Origin of the sequence: Streptomyces sp. NPDC057302 (genome assembly GCF_042667685.1) — a bacterium.
Lineage (GTDB): Bacteria > Actinomycetota > Actinomycetes > Streptomycetales > Streptomycetaceae > Streptomyces.
In genome coordinates, this window is the sequence record NZ_JBHUZJ010000015.1 from 125,030 (window position 1) to 139,797 (window position 14,768).

A 14,768-nucleotide genomic window follows, 5' to 3' on the forward strand; every position below is an offset into this window, starting at 1 on the left:
AGGAGTTACGTACGGGCGATCCGTCCTGCGGCGAACACGACACGCGCCAGCTCCTCGTGGCAGATGTCGCTGTGTGCGCCGGAGGGCGGACCGCCGCGCCGCACCACCGCCGACACGTCCACGCTCACGCACCCCTTGGCGGGGATGGCCCGGCCCAGCTTGATGCGCTTGGCGCCGTCCACCGCCCGGATGCCGTTGTAACCGATGGCGCCCCAGCGCTCCCAGATGCCGAGGAAGGTCGAGGAGTCCCCGGCGAGCTTGGACGCCAGGGGATAGATCTTGCCCAGGGCGTCGTCGTGGCGGGAGTAGCAGGCGACCAGGGGGCCGTCGATCCGCCGCTGCACCCCGTTCAGCGCGCCGCCGCGCGAGGGAGCGTGCGGCAGTCGCTTGGAGAACGCGTAGTGCGAGAAGGCCCCTTGGAGCAGTGTGGTGGACTTCACGGTGCGCACCGACGCGGGCATCCCGCGCAAGCTGTACGACACGAGCCGCGCCCCGAAGCTGTGCCCGATGAGATGGACCCGCACGTCCGGCGCCTCGCGGGCCAGCAGCCCGATCGCCGGGCCGAGCCCGAGCTGGCCCACCGACCCCGCCCGGCGTTTCATGGCGTAGTAGCTGGCCTGGCGCAGGAGTTCGTGCGCTCCGTTCCACAGCCGTTTGCGCAGGCTGCCGAAGAGCTCCTGCTGTCCGGTGCCCTCCATCGCCGCGGCGAACACCTGGCACACCTCGACCGCGTCGTCGGTCAGCATGGCGGGCACGCCCGTCCAGGTGTCGTCGGCGAAGCGGTGGGCGGCGCTGTTCTGGTGGACGGCGACCAGGTCGCGTACGAGGCGCCCGTACGCGTAGAGACGCGAGGGCACCGCGGAGCGCTCGGCCAGCAGCTCGCCGATGCGCAGCAGTTCGTCGTCGTGGTCGGGGAACGTGCGCGCCAGCAGGGCCCGGGTCGGCTCGTCGAGCAGGGGGCCCGCGCCCGGTGCGGGACCGGGGCCGGTGGCCGTGACCCTGGGTTCGAAGTCCGGGATCGGCTCGTCGGGGAAGCGGATGGCGGGCCAGAGCACGCCCACGTACCCCAGGCGTACGCCCGGACCCGCGAGGTCCCGGCACGGCGTGAAGAAGCGGCGGTAGAGGTCGGTCGCCATGTCTTGGTCGTTGTTCCAGCCGTGCGCGAGGACGAGGAGATCGGTGACGCGCTCGGCGGCCACCTCCGCGAGGAGGTGATCGCGCTGCGTGGTGTCCACGTCTCCGTCGGCGTCGAAGGTCAGTTCCCAGTAGGGCTCCACGTGCTCATCGTCCTGCGGCGCCGGTGTACTGACCAGATGTCCCGCAGCACATGAGTTCGCGCCGGCCTCACACCAGTTCGCGCTCGCGGGTCTCCGGAAGGGCGAGCACACACACCAGGGACACGACGGCCATCGCGCTCACGTACCACCCCACCGAGGAGGATCCGAACGCGGACTGCAGCCGCGTCGCCACCAGCGGGGAGACCGCGCCGCCCAGCACGCCGCCCAGGTTGTAGGCCAGCGAGGCGCCCGAGTAGCGCACGTTGGTGCCGAACAGCTCCGGCAGATACGCGCCCATCGGCCCGTACACCACGCCCATGCAGAACAGCGCGCCGCCGATCGCCAGGGCCATCAGCACCGGCTGCTCGGTGTCCAGGAGGGGGAAGAGCACCAGGCCCCACACCACCGCGAGCCCGGCGCCCGCGAGGATCAGCTTGCGCCGTCCCGCGCCGTCGGAGCGGGTCGCCGCGAGCCACGTACCGGCAGCGAGGAAGAGGCAGGCGACCAGCGAGAGGCCCAGCATGGTGTTGCGGGAGACGCCCAGGGTGCCGGTGGAGTAGGCGAGGCAGTACGTCGTCGCCGTGTAGAAGAGTCCGTACGCGACGACCATCCCGCCCGCGCCGAGCAGCAGTTCGCGCGGATGGCGCCGCAGCACGTCGAGCGTGGGGACCTTGCTGGCCTCCTGCGCCTCCATGACCTTCGCGAACACCGGCGTCTCGCTGATGCGCATCCGTACGAAGAGTCCGACGCCGACGAGGAGGAAGGAGAGCAGGAACGGCACGCGCCATCCCCAGGACCGGAACGCGTCGTCGGAGAGTGCGGAGGACAGCAGCCAGAAGACGCCGGTCGCCGCGAAGAACCCGACGGACGGGCCGAGTTGGGGGAACGCCGCGTACATCCCGCGCTTCTTCTTCGGCGCGTGCTCCACCGCGAGCAGCGCGGCCCCGCCCCACTCGCCGCCGAGCCCGATGCCCTGGAGGAAGCGCAGCAGGATCAGCAGGACCGGCGCCCAGATGCCCAACGTGCCGTAGCCGGGCAGGAGTCCGACGAGCGCCGTCGAGAGCCCCATGAGCAGCAGCGAGGCCACGAGCACCGACTTGCGCCCGACCCGGTCGCCGAAGTGCCCGAAGATGACCGAGCCGATGGGCCGCGCCGCGAACGCCACCGCGTAGGTGGAGAAGGAGGCGAGGGTGGCGTTGACCGGGTCCAGGGTCGGGAAGAACGCCTCGTTCAGGACGAGGGCGGCCGCCGTGCCGTAGATGTAGAAGTCGTAGAACTCGATGGCCGTCCCGATGAAGGACGCGACGGCCACCCGGCGCATGCTCTCGGTGCTGCCGCCCGCGTCCTTGACCTGCTGTTCCCGCTGCTTCTCTGCTGCTGTCGTTTCACTCCGCACGACCGGCACTGTCGCGTTGGATGTAGGGGACAGTCAATACCTGGGACTGCTTGTCTCGGTCATTGAGACTGGCGGTGAGCTGCGGTGACGCGGTGCAGATGGATCAGGATGTCGTGCGAGGGCGCGAGCCGGATCTTGTGGGGGCCGTCCGGGTACGCCGTGCCGATGCTCTTGGTCAGCCGCGCCGTGCCGAGCCACTTGCGGGCGGTGGCGGGAGCGGTCCGCATGTCCAGGAAGTAGTCGTCGTGACGCACCTTGTCGAGCGTGTACTCGTTCATGTCCGGCGTCGCCGCGCCCACCGAGCGGGGCTTCCACACCTCGGAGTCGGCGCTCTGCGCCATGAGCGCCCCCCGGTCGAAGGTGAACCCCATGCTCACGTACCGCTCGCCGAGCCGGTCCCGCAGGAAGGCGCCCTGCATCTTCGGGTACTGAGGGTCGTAACTCTCGTACCCGACATGGGCGTTGTGCGCCGACAGGAGCACCTTGTCGCCGGTGCGCCGCTGCCACCAGGCGGTGTTCTGCGCCATCAGGCGGTCGCGGTACAGCATGCCGTCCTTGATGCCCTGGGGGGTGTCGAAGGGGAAGGCGTAGATCGTGGCGGTCTGCGAGATGGACCGGGCATGGTGCAGCACATAGGTGAACTCCTGGCCGGAAGAGCCGTGTTGGAGACCCTTCAGGAGTTTCAGCGCCTCCCGCGCCTTCTCCGCCAGTTTCCGGCGCTCCTCCAGAGGCCTGGCCATGTACGCGTCGCCGTCCGCGAGGCGGCGGATCGGCGCGTACAGCTCGGTGATCCGTGGCAGCAGGGCGGGCTCGTGCGCGCGGACGTAGTCCTCCACGCCGTCGAACAGCTCGTGCCCGAGTTCGGGGTAGTTGAGGTCGTCGCCCATGAAGCGCACCTGGCGGTCCGGATGCTTGTCGTTGTACGCGCGCATCCACGTCAGGAGCTCGACGTACTCCTCGGTGTCCCAGGGCGTCTTCGTCAGCTCCTTGTGGACGAGCGCGCGCACGTCTCCCTTGCCCCCGTGGACGTACGCGTCGAAGCGCAGCCCCGTCGTCCAGCTGACCTCCTGGGCGAAGGTGGTGAAGCCCTTCTCCTCCACGAGATAGCGGAACACGCGGTCCTTCATGGTGAAGAATTCGTGCGAACCATGTGTGGCCTCGCCCAGGCCCACCACCGAAGCGTCACCCACCATCCGGCCCAGCGGCCGCAGGTCCTTCGTGGAGCCGCCCGGATCGGTCGAACGCAAGGGGTGGGCCGCGCGCTCGATCGCCGGTACCGGATCCGCGGGGCCCGGCCGCGCCTGGGCCGCCTGGGGAGCCACGAGCACCCCCAGGCCGAGCGTGCCTGCCAGTGCCAGCGGGACCGTGCGCCGGGCTGTCCGGGCTGTCCGGGCTGTCCGGGCTGTCCGTGCTGTCCGTGCCATGCGGGATCTCCTCAACTCGGGTGTACGGAGCTGAAGATCACGATCCCGGGCCGCCGGGGGTACCTGCCATCCGGCAGGCACCCCCCTCACGGGTGGGGCCTTCCCCCTACCGGTAGTGCAGATAGCGCCTGCGCACCGCGCGGAACCGCGTGAGCTCCTCCTGCCAGCCGCCCACCACCTCGTCCGTGTCCGCGCCCGCGTCGATCATGGTGCGCACCCGGGTCGAGCCCGTCAGCTTGTCGATCCAGTTGTCCGGGCGCCAGGCGAAGCCGCTCCACACCTTCTTCGCGGTCACCAGGAGCGCGATGCCGGTGCGCACCGGGTCGTAGGACTCGCGGTCGTGCACGTGGAGCTGGACGCCGCCGATCGTCTTGCCCTGGAACTTGGAGAACGTCGGCGCGAAGTAGGCCTCCCGGAAGTCCACCCCGCGCAGCCCGACGTCGTTGGCCGCGGCGGCCCACTTCCGGTCGATGCCCTCCGCGCCGAGCAGCTCGAAGGGCCGGGTCGTGCCGCGCCCCTCGGAGAGGTTCGTGCCCTCGAAGAGGCAGGTGCCGCTGTAGACCAGGGCGGTGTCGGGCGTGGGCATGTTCGGGCTCGGCGGCACCCAGGGCAGCTCGGAGGCGTCGTAGAAGTCCGAGCGCTTCCACCCCGTCATGCGCACGGTCTCCAGCCGCGCGGGGCGCTGGAGGAACTCGCCGTTGAACAGCAGCGCCAGCTCCGTCACCGTCAGCCCGTGCTGCTGCGAGATCGGCTGACGCCCGACGAACGTCGCGAACTCCTTGTGCAGCACGGGCCCGTACGCGCCGCGCCCCGTCACCGGGTTCGGCCGGTCGAGGACGACGAAACGTTTGCCCGCGAGCTCGGCCGACTCCATGCAGTCGAAGAGCGTCCAGATGTACGTGTAGAAGCGCGCACCCGCGTCCTGGATGTCGAAGACGATCGTGTCGACGCGGGAGGCCGTGAAGATGTCGGCCAGCGCCTTGCCGCTCTTCTGGTACGTGTCGTAGACGGGGAGCCCGGTCGCCGGATCGTCGTAGCGCCCCTCGGAGCCGCCCGCCTGGGCCGTCCCGCGAAAGCCGTGCTCGGGGCCGAACACCGCGACCAGGTCCACCCGATCGTCGGCGTGCATGACGTCGACGATGTGGCGTACGTCCCTGGTGACGCCGGTGGGGTTGGTGACGACGCCGACCCGCTCCCCGTCCAGGAGCGCGTAGCCGTCGGCGGCCAGCCGTTCGAAGCCGGTGCGCAGCCGCCGGCCGTCGCCCGATCCGCCGCCGCCTCCCGCGGCGGAGGCAGGGGCCGCCGAGGTGAGGGCCGTGGCGCCGGTGGCGGCCAGCAGGCCCCGTCTGGACAGGCTGCCTCGGGACAGGTTCATGCGGAGACCTCCGTGAGCGCGGTGGCTGTCATGGCCACGCACGCTAGCGCGCGGACCCCCGGCGGGGAACGAACCTGGCTGCCCGACCCCCTTCCATCCGTACATACCGACTGGTTAGTCTGCGATCACAGCGGAGCCGCGGTCGAAGGAGACTGAACGTGGAGACCTTGCAGGACAAGGGAGTTGTCGTCACCGGTGCCGGAGGCGGAATCGGGGCCGCGCTGGCCCGCCGGTTCGCCGCCGCCGGGGCGCGCGTCGTGGTCAACGACCTGGACGCCGCCAAGGCCAGGGCGGTGGCCGACGAGATCGGCGCGGTGGCCGTGCCGGGCGACGCGTCCACGATCGTGCCGGAGGCCAGAGAAGCGCTCAGCGGCACCGTCGACGTGTACTGCGCCAACGCGGGCCTGGGCTCCGGCGGCTCGGAGGCCGCGCCGGAGGAGGTCTGGGCCACGGCCTGGGACGTCAACGTCATGGCCCACGTCCGCGCGGCGAACGCGCTGCTCCCCGAGTGGCTGGAGCGCGGCAGCGGCCGGTTCGTCTCCACGGTCTCGGCGGCCGGACTGCTCACCATGATCGGCGCCGCGCCCTACAGCGTCACCAAGCACGGCGCGTACGCCTTCGCGGAGTGGCTCTCGCTCACCTACCGGCACCGCGGGATCAACGTCCACGCGATCTGTCCCCAGGGCGTGCGCACCGACATGCTCGCCGCCACCGGCACCGCGGGCGACCTCGTGCTCACCCCCACCGCGATCGAGCCCGCCGACGTGGCGGACGCCCTCTTCGCCGGGATCGAGGAGAACCGCTTCCTGATCCTGCCGCACCCCGAGGTCGCCGAGTACTACCGCATCCGCGCCGCCGAGCCCGACACATGGCTCACCGGCATGAACCACATCCAGCAGAAGTGGGAGGCGGCGGAGCGGTGAGCGAGACGACCCCGACCGCGTCCGACGCCGACCCGACCGCCTCCATCTATGCCGCCAAGCCCTGGCTGGCCCGCCTGAACGAGGCCCAGCGCGCCCCGGTCGAACCGGCGCCCTCCCTCGTGCACGCCTTCCGCGCCTCGGTGCTCAAGGCCCCCGAGCACACGGCCCTGGCCTACTTCGACGGGCGCCTGAGCTACCGCGAGGTGGACGCCCTCACCGACTCCGTCGCCGGGCACCTGGCCGCACGGGGCCTCGCCCGGGGCGAGCGGGTGGCGATCCTCCTGCAGAACACCCCGCACTTCGTGATCGCGCTGCTCGGCGCGTGGAAGGCGGGCGCCACGGTCGTGCCGGTGAACCCCATGTACAAGTCGGCGGAGGTCGGGCACGTCCTCGCGGACGCCGACGTGACCGCGCTGATCTGCTCGGACCGCGCCTGGGAGACGTATCTGCGCGAGACGTCCGCGCCCTCGCCCGTACGCATCGTGCTCACCGCGTGCCAGCTCGACCTCCAGACGCGGGGCGACACCCGGGTCCTGGACTTCGAGCGCCTCCCGCAGGCCGCCGACGCCGAGGACCTGGTGACGGTCGCCCGGCAGGGCCTCCCGGCGCCCGGTGACCGGCGGCTCGGTCCCTCCGACATCGCGCTGATCAGCTACACGTCGGGTACGAGCGGCACCCCCAAGGGCGCCATGAACACCCACGGCAACATCACCTACAACGCCGAGCGGCAGCGCACGGGCTCCGGCATCCCCGAAGGCGCCTGCTACTTCGCGATGGCGCCGCTCTTCCACATCACGGGCATGGTCGCGCAGGTCGCGGGCGCGCTGACCAACGCGGGCACCCTCGCGCTGGCCTACCGCTTCGAGGCCGGGGTCGTCCTCGACGCCTTCGCCGAGCACAAGCCCGCGTACACCGTGGGCCCCTCCACGGCCTTCATGGCGCTCGCCGCCCACCCCTCCGTGACGCGGGAGCACTTCGACTCCTTCACGATGATCTCCTCGGGCGGCGCGCCGCTGCCGCCCGCCCTGGTCGAGAAGTTCCGCGACCGCCTGGGCCCCTACCTCCACAACGGCTACGGGCTCACCGAGTGCACCGCGCCCTGCGCGTCCGTGCCGCCGGGCCAGGAGGCGCCGGTCGACCCGGTGTCCGGCACGCTGGCCGTCGGCGTGCCCGGCCCGGAGACGGTCGTCAGGATCGTCGACGACCACGGCGCGGACGTCCCCTTCGGCGAGCAGGGCGAGATCACCGTGCGCGGACCGCAGGTCGTGCCCGGCTACTGGAAGCGCCCCGAGGCCACGGACGAGGCGTTCCCCGACGGCGAGCTGCGCACCGGCGACATCGGCTTCATGGACGCCAAGGGCTGGCTCTACGTGGTCGACCGCAAGAAGGACATGATCAACGCGTCCGGGTTCAAGGTCTGGCCGCGCGAGGTGGAGGACGTCCTCTACAGTCACGCAGCCGTCCGCGAGGCGGCGGTGATCGGCGTCCCCGACAGCTACCGCGGCGAGACGGTCAAGGCCTTCGTCAGCCTGCGGCCGGGCGCCGAAGCGGCACCGGACGAGCTGGCCGCTTACTGCAAGGAGCGGCTCGCCGCCTATAAATACCCGCGTGCGGTCGAGATCCTGCCGGAACTTCCGAAGACCACAAGTGGGAAGATCCTCCGGCGGGAACTGCGTTCCCACGACAACACGGGCTCTCGGCAGGCCGAGGGCTAGCCCCGATCGAAAGGCAGGTGGCGGCAGTGGCCAGGACGACGGACGGTGACGGCACGCCCGTCCCTCAGCGGCTGCTGGCCGCCGCCACGCGGCTCTTCGCCGACCGCGGCTACGACCGCACGTCGGTGCAGGAGATCGTGGAGTCGGCAGGCGTCACCAAGGGTGCGCTCTACCACTACTTCGGATCCAAGGACGATCTCCTGCACGAGGTGTACGCGCGCGTGCTGCGCGTGCAGCAGGAGCGTCTGGACGCCTTCGCGGACGCGGACGCCCCCATCGAGCAGCGGGTGCGGGACGCGGCGGCGGACGTGGTCGTCACGACCATCGACAACCTGGACGACGCCTCGATCTTCTTCCGCTCCATGCACCACCTGAGCCCGGAGAAGAACAAGCAGGTGCGCTCCGAGCGCCGCCGCTACCACGAGCGGTTCCGCGCGCTGATCGAGGAGGGCCAGGAGGCCGGCGTCTTCTCCAAGGCCACCCCGGCGGACCTGGTGGTGGACTACCACTTCGGCTCGGTCCACCACCTGTCCACCTGGTACCGGCCGGGTGGCCCCCTCACCCCGCAGCAGGTCGCCGACCACTTGGCGGACCTGCTGCTGAGGGCGCTGCGACCGTAGTCACAGGTACTTCTTGAGCTCCCGTCGGGCCAACGACCGCTGGTGCACCTCATCAGGCCCGTCGGCCAGCCGCAGCGTCCGCGCCGCCGCCCACAGCTCCGCCAGCGGGAAGTCCTGGCTGACGCCACCCGCGCCGTGCAGCTGGACCGCCTGGTCGAGGATGCCGACGACCGTGCGCGGGGTGGCGATCTTGATGGACTGGATCTCCGTGTGCGCACCCTTGTTGCCCACGGTGTCCATCAGCCACGCGGTCTTCAGGACGAGCAGCCGCAGCTGCTCCACCGCGACCCGGGCGTCCGCGATCCACTCCTGTACGACGCCCTGCTGGGCCAGCGGCTTGCCGAACGCGGTACGCGCCACCGCCCGCTGACACATCAGCTCGATGGCACGCTCGGCCATGCCGATGAGCCGCATGCAGTGGTGGATGCGGCCGGGGCCCAGCCGCGCCTGGGCGATGGCGAAGCCGCCGCCCTCCTCGCCCACCAGGTTGCTCACGGGGACCCGGGCCCGGTCGAAGACGACCTCGGCGTGGCCTCCGTGGGAGTGGTCCTCGTAGCCGTACACCTGCATCGCGCGCCGTACCTCGACACCCGGGGTGTCGCGCGGCACGAGCACCATGGACTGCTGGCGGCGCGGGTCGGAGTTCTCCGGGTCCGTCTTGCCCATCAGGATGAAGATCTGGCAGTCCGGATTCATCGCCCCGGAGATGTACCACTTGCGTCCAGTGATGACGTATTCTCCCCCACTCTCGGCTCCGCTCGAGCGGGAGGTGCCCCCACCTTCACGCTCGATCAGCGTGGTGATGTTCGTGGCGTCGGACGAGGCCACCTCCGGCTCGGTCATCGCGAACGCCGAGCGGATCTCACCGGCGAGCAGCGGCTCCAGCCACTGCTTCTTCTGCTCGTCGTTGCCGAACTGGGCGAGGACCTCCATGTTGCCGGTGTCCGGGGCCGCGCAGTTCAGCGCGGTGGGCGCCAGGTGCGGGGAGCGGCCTGTGATCTCGGCGAGGGGGGCGTACTGGAGGTTGGTGAGCCCTGCGCCGTGCTCGGCGTCCGGCAGGAAGAGGTTCCACAGGCCCTGCTTGCGGGCCTCGGCCTTCAGCTCGCCGACGATCGCCGGGGTGTCCCAGGGCGAGGCGAGCTGGGCGCGCTGCTCGTCGGCGGTCTTCTCCGCCGGGTAGACGTGCTCGTCCATGAAGGTGAGGAGCTTGGCGCGCAGCTCTTCGGTGCGGGCGTCGAATGCGAAGTCCATGGCTGTCTCAGCCTTCCTGTCGTCCTTGGAGGGTGGTGAGGCCGTGCTCGATGAAGACGGGGACCAGCTCCCCGATGCGGTCGAAGCCCGCGCCGACCGTCTGGCCGAGCGTGTACCGGTAGTGGATGCCCTCCAGGATCACGGCGAGCTTGAACCACGCGAACGCCGTGTACCAGGAGACCGCGGAGACGTCGCGCCCCGAGCGCGCCGCGTACCGCTCGATCAGCTCGGCGGCCTCGGGGTGACCGGCCGCGCCCGCCGTGGTGCTGATGGGGGAGCCCGGGAGTTCGAGCTTCGTGCTGTACATGACGAGCAGGCCCAGGTCGGTGAGCGGGTCGCCGAGGGTGGACATCTCCCAGTCGAGGATCGCCTTGATCTGGTCGTCCTCGCCGATCAGGACGTTGTCGAGCCGGTAGTCGCCGTGTACGACGGTGGGCGCGGGGGAGACGGGCAGCCGGCGCCCCAGGGCGGCGTGCAGCTCGTCGATCCCCGCCAGGTCGCGGTTGCGCGAGGCGTCCAGCTGCTTGCCCCAGCGGCGCAGCTGCCGGTCGAGGAAGCCGTCGGGCCGCCCGAAGTCACCGAGTCCGACCGCTTGCGGGTCCACGGAGTGCAGGTCGACGAGGGTGTCGACGAGCCCGAGGACCGCGGCCCGGGTGCGCTCGACGCCCAGCGGGGCGAGCTCCTCGGCGGTGCGGAAGGGCGTGCCGTCCACGAATTCCATGACGTAGAAGGACGCACCGATCACGGCGTCGTCCTCGCAGAGCAGCAAGGGCGCCGGCACCGGCACGGCGGTCCCGTGCAGCGCGCTGATCACCCGGTGCTCGCGCTTCATGTCGTGCGCGGTCGCCAGCACGTGCCCGAGCGGTGGCCGCCGCACGACCCAGCGCTTGGCGCCGTCCGTCACGGCGTACGTGAGGTTCGACCGGCCGCCCTCGATCAGCCGGGCCGTGAGCGGTCCGCCCACGAGGCCCGGCCGCTCGCGGTCCAGATGGCCGCGCAACTGGTCGAGATCGAGGCCTGGTGGATGGTCTGAGCTCATCTTCGCTCCTGGTCGGACGGTCGTCGTCGAAGTGCCGCGCCGCTGACGCGCGGCGTCGCGCTGACGTTCATGATGCCGACCAGTCGGTATGTAGTCCAGAGCGCCGTGGGAACGTGATCAGGATCGCGGCGCCGCGAAGGTGCCCGGACGTGCGGATCCCCCGCCACAGACTGCCAGTTGGCGCCCGTGCGGGGGAAGGAGGTCGAGCCGCTGGGTCCGGGTGGGACTCAGTGGTCGTCCCAGTGGCCCTCGTGCGCCGCGTGCCGGTGGCCGTCGTGGACGTAGTCGACGTGGTCGCCGTGCAGCACCGAGGGGTGCCCGCAGCCCTCGCCGTGCCGGTGGTCGTGCCCCTCGTGGACCGCGTGCTCGTCCGGCTCGCACTCGTCCCAGTGGCCGGAGTGCAGGCGGTGCATGTGACCGTCGTGCGCGTAGTCGACGTGGTCGCCGTGCGGCACCTCCGGGTGGCCGCAGGCCGGGCCGTGGATGTGCTCGTGGACGGGGTGTTCGTGGTGGAGCGTGCTCATGGCGCGTGCACCTTCTGTGGGAACCGGGGGAGGGGAGTGACTCTCTCAGGCTAGTACTCGATGCCCGTTTGGTGGGGATATGGAAGCCTTGTTGATGTTTCCACCACCGCGCCGCGGCCACGCGGGCCATCCGACGAAGGCACTCCCATGAAGCCGACCCCATGAAGGCGATCAGCTACCGCCGGTACGGCGGCCCCGAAGTCCTCGAGTACGGCGATGTCCGCGACCCGAAGGTCGGCCCCGACTCCGTCCTGGTGAAGGTCCGTGCCGCGTCGGTGAACCCCGTCGACTGGAAGTGCATGGCAGGCCACCTCGACGGCATCCTCGACCCCGTCTTCCCGGTGATCCCGGGCTGGGACGTCGCGGGCGTCGTGGTGCAGCCCGGCGCTTCCGTCCCCGAGTTCGCCGTGGGGGACGAGGTCATCGGCTACGTACGCGAGGACTTCCTCTCGCGCGGCACCTTCGCCGAGTACGTGGCGGCCCCCGTGCGCACCCTCGCCCGCAAGCCGCGCAACCTCACCTTCGCGGAGGCTTCGGGGCTGCCGCTCGCGGGGCTCACCGCCTACCAGGTGATCGTCAAGACCCTCGCGGTGACGGAGGGCGACGTCGCCCTCGTGCACGCGGCGGCAGGCGGCGTCGGCTCCATCGCCGTCCAGCTGGCCCGGCACGCGGGCGCCCGCGTCATCGGCACCGCCAGCGAGCGCAACCACGACTACCTGCGCGAACTCGGCGCGGAGCCGGTCACCTACGGCGACGGTCTGGCCGAACGCGTGCGCGCCCTGGCACCGGAGGGCGTGGACGCGGCCTTCGACACGATCGGCGGCGACACCCTCAAGGTGTCCGCCGAGCTCCTCGCGCCCGGCGGCCGGCTGGCGTCCATCGCGGACGGCGCGGTGATCGGCCTGGGCGGGCACTACTGCTTCGTACGCCCGGACGCCGACGACCTCCAGCGCCTGACGCAGCTCGTGGAGCAGGACGTCGTCACGGTCCACGTCGACCAGACGTTCCCGCTGGAGCGGGCGGCGGACGCCTACCGCCTCAGTGCGGAGGGGCGTACCCGCGGCAAGATCGCCGTGACGGTGGACTGGGCGGACTGACCAGCCACGGCCGCCGCCCGCGCGGGGGCCCGCTTCAGAACACCATGGCCGTCGCGCACGCCGCGAGCGCCATCGTGCACAGAGCCGCCGTTGCCGCGGCCCGCGCCGAAAGCCGCAGCGGTCTGCTGGTGGCGGCGAGCTCGGTCATCCTGCGGTGCGCCACGCCCAGGAAGCCGAGCCACAGGAACAGGCAGAGGGCGCAGGCGAGGACGGCCACCGCGGTGGTCCCCTCGTGCAGGGCGGCCCGCGCCGCGAGGACGGCGGCGACGGTGCAGGACAGGGTCGTACGCCGCCACGCGAGCCTCGTACGCTCCGGCTGGAGCCCCGGATCGCGTGCGGGGACCCCCGCCTCGCCCTGGTCGCTCACCCTTCCCACCCGAAGAGCACGACGACGACCATGGCGAGCGCCACGACCGCGACGGCCAGGCTCAAGGCGGTCGGGAAGCGCGAGACGGGCAGATCCTCGCCCCGCCGCATGGCCCGCTCGCAGCGCACCCAGTGGTTGACCGCCCGCAGCGAGCTGAGCACGCCCGCGGCGAGCAGGGCGAGCGCGAGCCCGATGCGCCACCCCCAGCGCAGGTCGGGCAGGAACTGGTCCACCGCGAAACCGCTGCCGATCAAGGCGAGCGCGGTGCGCAGCCAGGCGAGGAAGGTACGTTCGTTGGCGAGCGAGAAGCGGTAGTCGGGGGTGTCGCCCTCGTCACGGATCCCTTCGGGCGCGAACCACAGGCGCAGGCTTTGTACGAATTTGCTCACCGGTCGACCCTAACCGGCGCGGAATTCCCGCAGCCGCTCGAACGCGGCGAGCCCGTCGGGCACCCACTCCCACGCGCCGAGCCGCTCATCGAGCTCGGCGTCGGTGAGGAAGGCGTGCCAGGCGACCTCCTCGACCTGCGGGTCCACGGGCAGGTCGCAGCGCACCTCGTAGAGGTAGGACCACCAGCTGTGCCCCGCGCCGTCCTCGTACAGGAACTTGAACAGCGGCGTGGGGCGCGGCAGTCCATGGACCCCGAGCTCCTCCTCTGCCTCCCGCAGGGCCGCGTCGTCGTAGGACTCGCCGGCCCCGACGACACCGCCGACGAACATGTCGTACATCGAGGGGAAGACCAGCTTGACCGGTGTGCGCCGGTGCACGAAGACGCGGCCATCGGCGTCGCGTGCCTGGATGAACACACAGCGGTGGCGCAGGCCCCGCGCGTACACCTCACCGCGCGGGGCCTCGCCGACGACCTCGTCGTTCTCGTCGACGATGGACAGGATCTCTTCACTGGGGTCGGGCACCGGCCGGCCGTTCGTCGTCATGCCGACCATCCAACCTCAATGCCCCATGCGTACTTATAGGGCCTGCCTACTGGTGTGCTTACTGGCCCATGACGTACTTCACGGTGGGGCCCGCGGTCCAGCCGCCGTCGACGGCGAGCTCCGCGCCGGTCACGTACGAAGCGGCGTCCGAGAGCAGGAAGACCATGGCGCCCGCGATCTCGTGCGGCTCGCCGACCCGGCCCATCGGGGTGTTGGGGTAGTTGCCCTCGCCCTTCTCGATGCCCACCTGGGCCGTCATCGGGGTGTACGTCATGCCCGGGTGGACGGAGTTGACGCGGATGCGGGCGGTGCCGAGCTCCACCGCGCCGATCTTGGTGAGGCCGCGGACGCCCCACTTGGAGGCGCCGTAACCGGCGGTGAGCGCGAGGCCCATGAGTCCGGCCGCGGAGGAGATGTTCACGATGGAGCCGCCGCCCGCCTCCTTCATGGCCGGGACGACGCTCTTCATGCCGATGAAGACGCCGGTCAGGTTGATGTCGAGCACCTTGCGGAAGTGCTCGACCGACTCCGACTCCAGGAACTGGCCCGTGGAGATACCGGCGTTGTTGACCAGACCGTGGATCCCGCCGAACTCGGTGACCGCGAGCTCGACGACGTGCTGCCAGTCCTCCTCCGACGTCACGTCGTGGTGGACGAAGCGGGCGCGCTCGCCCAGCTCGGCGGCGGTGACCTCGCCCTCCTTGTCGAGGACGTCGGTCAGGACGACGTTCGCCCCGGCGGCGACCGCCTGGCGCGCGGGCTCGGCGCCCCGGGCGGGCGCCGCGGCGCGGTTGGACACGGTGCAGGCGGGGGGGGAGTGCGGGG

The 14,768-nt window shown here is 71.1% G+C and carries 15 protein-coding genes; 4 read left to right on the plus strand and 11 right to left on the minus strand.

The features are described 5' to 3' along the window. Positions 1-5 precede the first annotated feature (5 nt). From ACFUPX_RS14225 to ACFUPX_RS14240, 4 genes are all read right to left on the minus strand, one after another. Positions 6-1,277 carry a serine-threonine protein kinase gene (locus ACFUPX_RS14225; RefSeq protein WP_383320763.1) on the minus strand — a complete coding sequence of 424 codons (1,272 nt, stop codon included), beginning with the start codon at positions 1,275-1,277 and terminating at the stop codon, positions 6-8. Between the two features lie 67 nt (positions 1,278-1,344). Then, positions 1,345-2,598: an MFS transporter gene (locus ACFUPX_RS14230; RefSeq protein WP_383320789.1), complete on the minus strand. Its 1,254-nt coding sequence runs from the start codon at positions 2,596-2,598 to the stop codon at positions 1,345-1,347. Between the two features lie 134 nt (positions 2,599-2,732). Continuing rightward, positions 2,733-4,097: an erythromycin esterase family protein gene (locus tag ACFUPX_RS14235; RefSeq protein WP_383320765.1), complete on the minus strand. Its 1,365-nt coding sequence runs from the start codon at positions 4,095-4,097 to the stop codon at positions 2,733-2,735. Positions 4,098-4,203: 106 nt separating this feature from the next. Then, positions 4,204-5,472: an exo-beta-N-acetylmuramidase NamZ domain-containing protein gene (locus ACFUPX_RS14240; protein ID WP_383320767.1), complete on the minus strand. Its 1,269-nt coding sequence runs from the start codon at positions 5,470-5,472 to the stop codon at positions 4,204-4,206. A 158-nt stretch (positions 5,473-5,630) separates the two neighbouring features. On the opposite strand from ACFUPX_RS14240, the gene ACFUPX_RS14245 reads away from it, so the two are divergent. From ACFUPX_RS14245 to ACFUPX_RS14255, 3 genes are read left to right on the plus strand one after another with little or no spacing between them, the layout of a single operon-like run. Further along, entirely contained in the window at positions 5,631-6,395 is a 765-nt protein-coding gene (locus tag ACFUPX_RS14245; protein WP_383320768.1) for an SDR family oxidoreductase, read from the plus strand. Further along, positions 6,392-8,110 (plus strand): class I adenylate-forming enzyme family protein, encoded by a 1,719-nt coding sequence (locus ACFUPX_RS14250; RefSeq protein ID WP_383320770.1) that lies wholly within the window; start codon positions 6,392-6,394, stop codon positions 8,108-8,110. The genes ACFUPX_RS14245 and ACFUPX_RS14250 overlap by 4 nt, the downstream gene beginning before the upstream one ends. Before the next feature lie 26 nt (positions 8,111-8,136). After that, positions 8,137-8,730, plus strand: coding sequence for a TetR/AcrR family transcriptional regulator (locus ACFUPX_RS14255; protein WP_249590907.1), 594 nt, complete (start codon positions 8,137-8,139; stop codon positions 8,728-8,730). On the opposite strand, the gene ACFUPX_RS14260 is transcribed toward ACFUPX_RS14255, so the two are convergent. From ACFUPX_RS14260 to ACFUPX_RS14270, 3 genes are all read right to left on the minus strand, one after another. Next, complete coding sequence (locus tag ACFUPX_RS14260) at positions 8,731-9,981, minus strand: acyl-CoA dehydrogenase family protein (RefSeq protein ID WP_383320772.1); 1,251 nt, start codon at positions 9,979-9,981, stop codon at positions 8,731-8,733. Positions 9,982-9,988: 7 nt separating this feature from the next. Further along, on the minus strand, positions 9,989-11,020 hold the full coding sequence (locus ACFUPX_RS14265) for a phosphotransferase family protein (RefSeq protein ID WP_383320774.1): 1,032 nt from the start codon (positions 11,018-11,020) through the stop codon (positions 9,989-9,991). A gap of 227 nt (positions 11,021-11,247) precedes the next feature. Next, complete coding sequence (locus ACFUPX_RS14270) at positions 11,248-11,544, minus strand: hypothetical protein (protein ID WP_383320776.1); 297 nt, start codon at positions 11,542-11,544, stop codon at positions 11,248-11,250. A 161-nt stretch (positions 11,545-11,705) separates the two neighbouring features. Here ACFUPX_RS14270 and ACFUPX_RS14275 point away from each other — a divergent pair, with 161 nt between their 5' ends. Beyond that, positions 11,706-12,641, plus strand: coding sequence for an NADP-dependent oxidoreductase (locus tag ACFUPX_RS14275; protein WP_383320778.1), 936 nt, complete (start codon positions 11,706-11,708; stop codon positions 12,639-12,641). A gap of 34 nt (positions 12,642-12,675) precedes the next feature. Here ACFUPX_RS14275 and ACFUPX_RS14280 read toward each other — a convergent pair whose 3' ends face one another. Genes ACFUPX_RS14280 through ACFUPX_RS14295 form a run of 4 tightly spaced genes read right to left on the minus strand, consistent with a single transcriptional unit; the run spans position 12,676 to position 14,742 of the window. Further along, positions 12,676-13,008, minus strand: coding sequence for a DUF202 domain-containing protein (locus ACFUPX_RS14280; protein WP_383320779.1), 333 nt, complete (start codon positions 13,006-13,008; stop codon positions 12,676-12,678). Next, positions 13,005-13,397 carry a YidH family protein gene (locus ACFUPX_RS14285; protein ID WP_383320781.1) on the minus strand — a complete coding sequence of 131 codons (393 nt, stop codon included), beginning with the start codon at positions 13,395-13,397 and terminating at the stop codon, positions 13,005-13,007. The genes ACFUPX_RS14280 and ACFUPX_RS14285 overlap by 4 nt, the downstream gene beginning before the upstream one ends. A 9-nt stretch (positions 13,398-13,406) precedes the next feature. Next, a complete protein-coding gene (locus ACFUPX_RS14290; RefSeq protein ID WP_383320783.1) occupies positions 13,407-13,943 on the minus strand; it encodes an NUDIX hydrolase in 537 nt (178 codons plus the stop codon). A gap of 58 nt (positions 13,944-14,001) precedes the next feature. Beyond that, positions 14,002-14,742: an SDR family oxidoreductase gene (locus ACFUPX_RS14295; protein WP_383320791.1), complete on the minus strand. Its 741-nt coding sequence runs from the start codon at positions 14,740-14,742 to the stop codon at positions 14,002-14,004. Positions 14,743-14,768: the final 26 nt, after the last annotated feature.

What these genes read in the sequence shown, in the direction of transcription:
- ACFUPX_RS14240 (WP_383320767.1), bottom strand. Translation starts at nt 5,472, where the DNA reads ATGAACCTGTCCCGAGGCAGCCTGTCCAGACGGGGCCTGCTGGCCGCC.
- ACFUPX_RS14230 (WP_383320789.1), bottom strand. Translation starts at nt 2,598, where the DNA reads ATGCGCCGGGTGGCCGTCGCGTCCTTCATCGGGACGGCCATCGAGTTC.
- ACFUPX_RS14290 (WP_383320783.1), bottom strand. Translation starts at nt 13,943, where the DNA reads ATGACGACGAACGGCCGGCCGGTGCCCGACCCCAGTGAAGAGATCCTG.
- ACFUPX_RS14260 (WP_383320772.1), bottom strand. Translation starts at nt 9,981, where the DNA reads ATGGACTTCGCATTCGACGCCCGCACCGAAGAGCTGCGCGCCAAGCTC.
- ACFUPX_RS14265 (WP_383320774.1), bottom strand. Translation starts at nt 11,020, where the DNA reads ATGAGCTCAGACCATCCACCAGGCCTCGATCTCGACCAGTTGCGCGGC.
- ACFUPX_RS14235 (WP_383320765.1), bottom strand. Translation starts at nt 4,097, where the DNA reads ATGGCACGGACAGCACGGACAGCCCGGACAGCCCGGACAGCCCGGACA.
- ACFUPX_RS14275 (WP_383320778.1), top strand. Translation starts at nt 11,706, where the DNA reads ATGAAGGCGATCAGCTACCGCCGGTACGGCGGCCCCGAAGTCCTCGAG.
- ACFUPX_RS14270 (WP_383320776.1), bottom strand. Translation starts at nt 11,544, where the DNA reads ATGAGCACGCTCCACCACGAACACCCCGTCCACGAGCACATCCACGGC.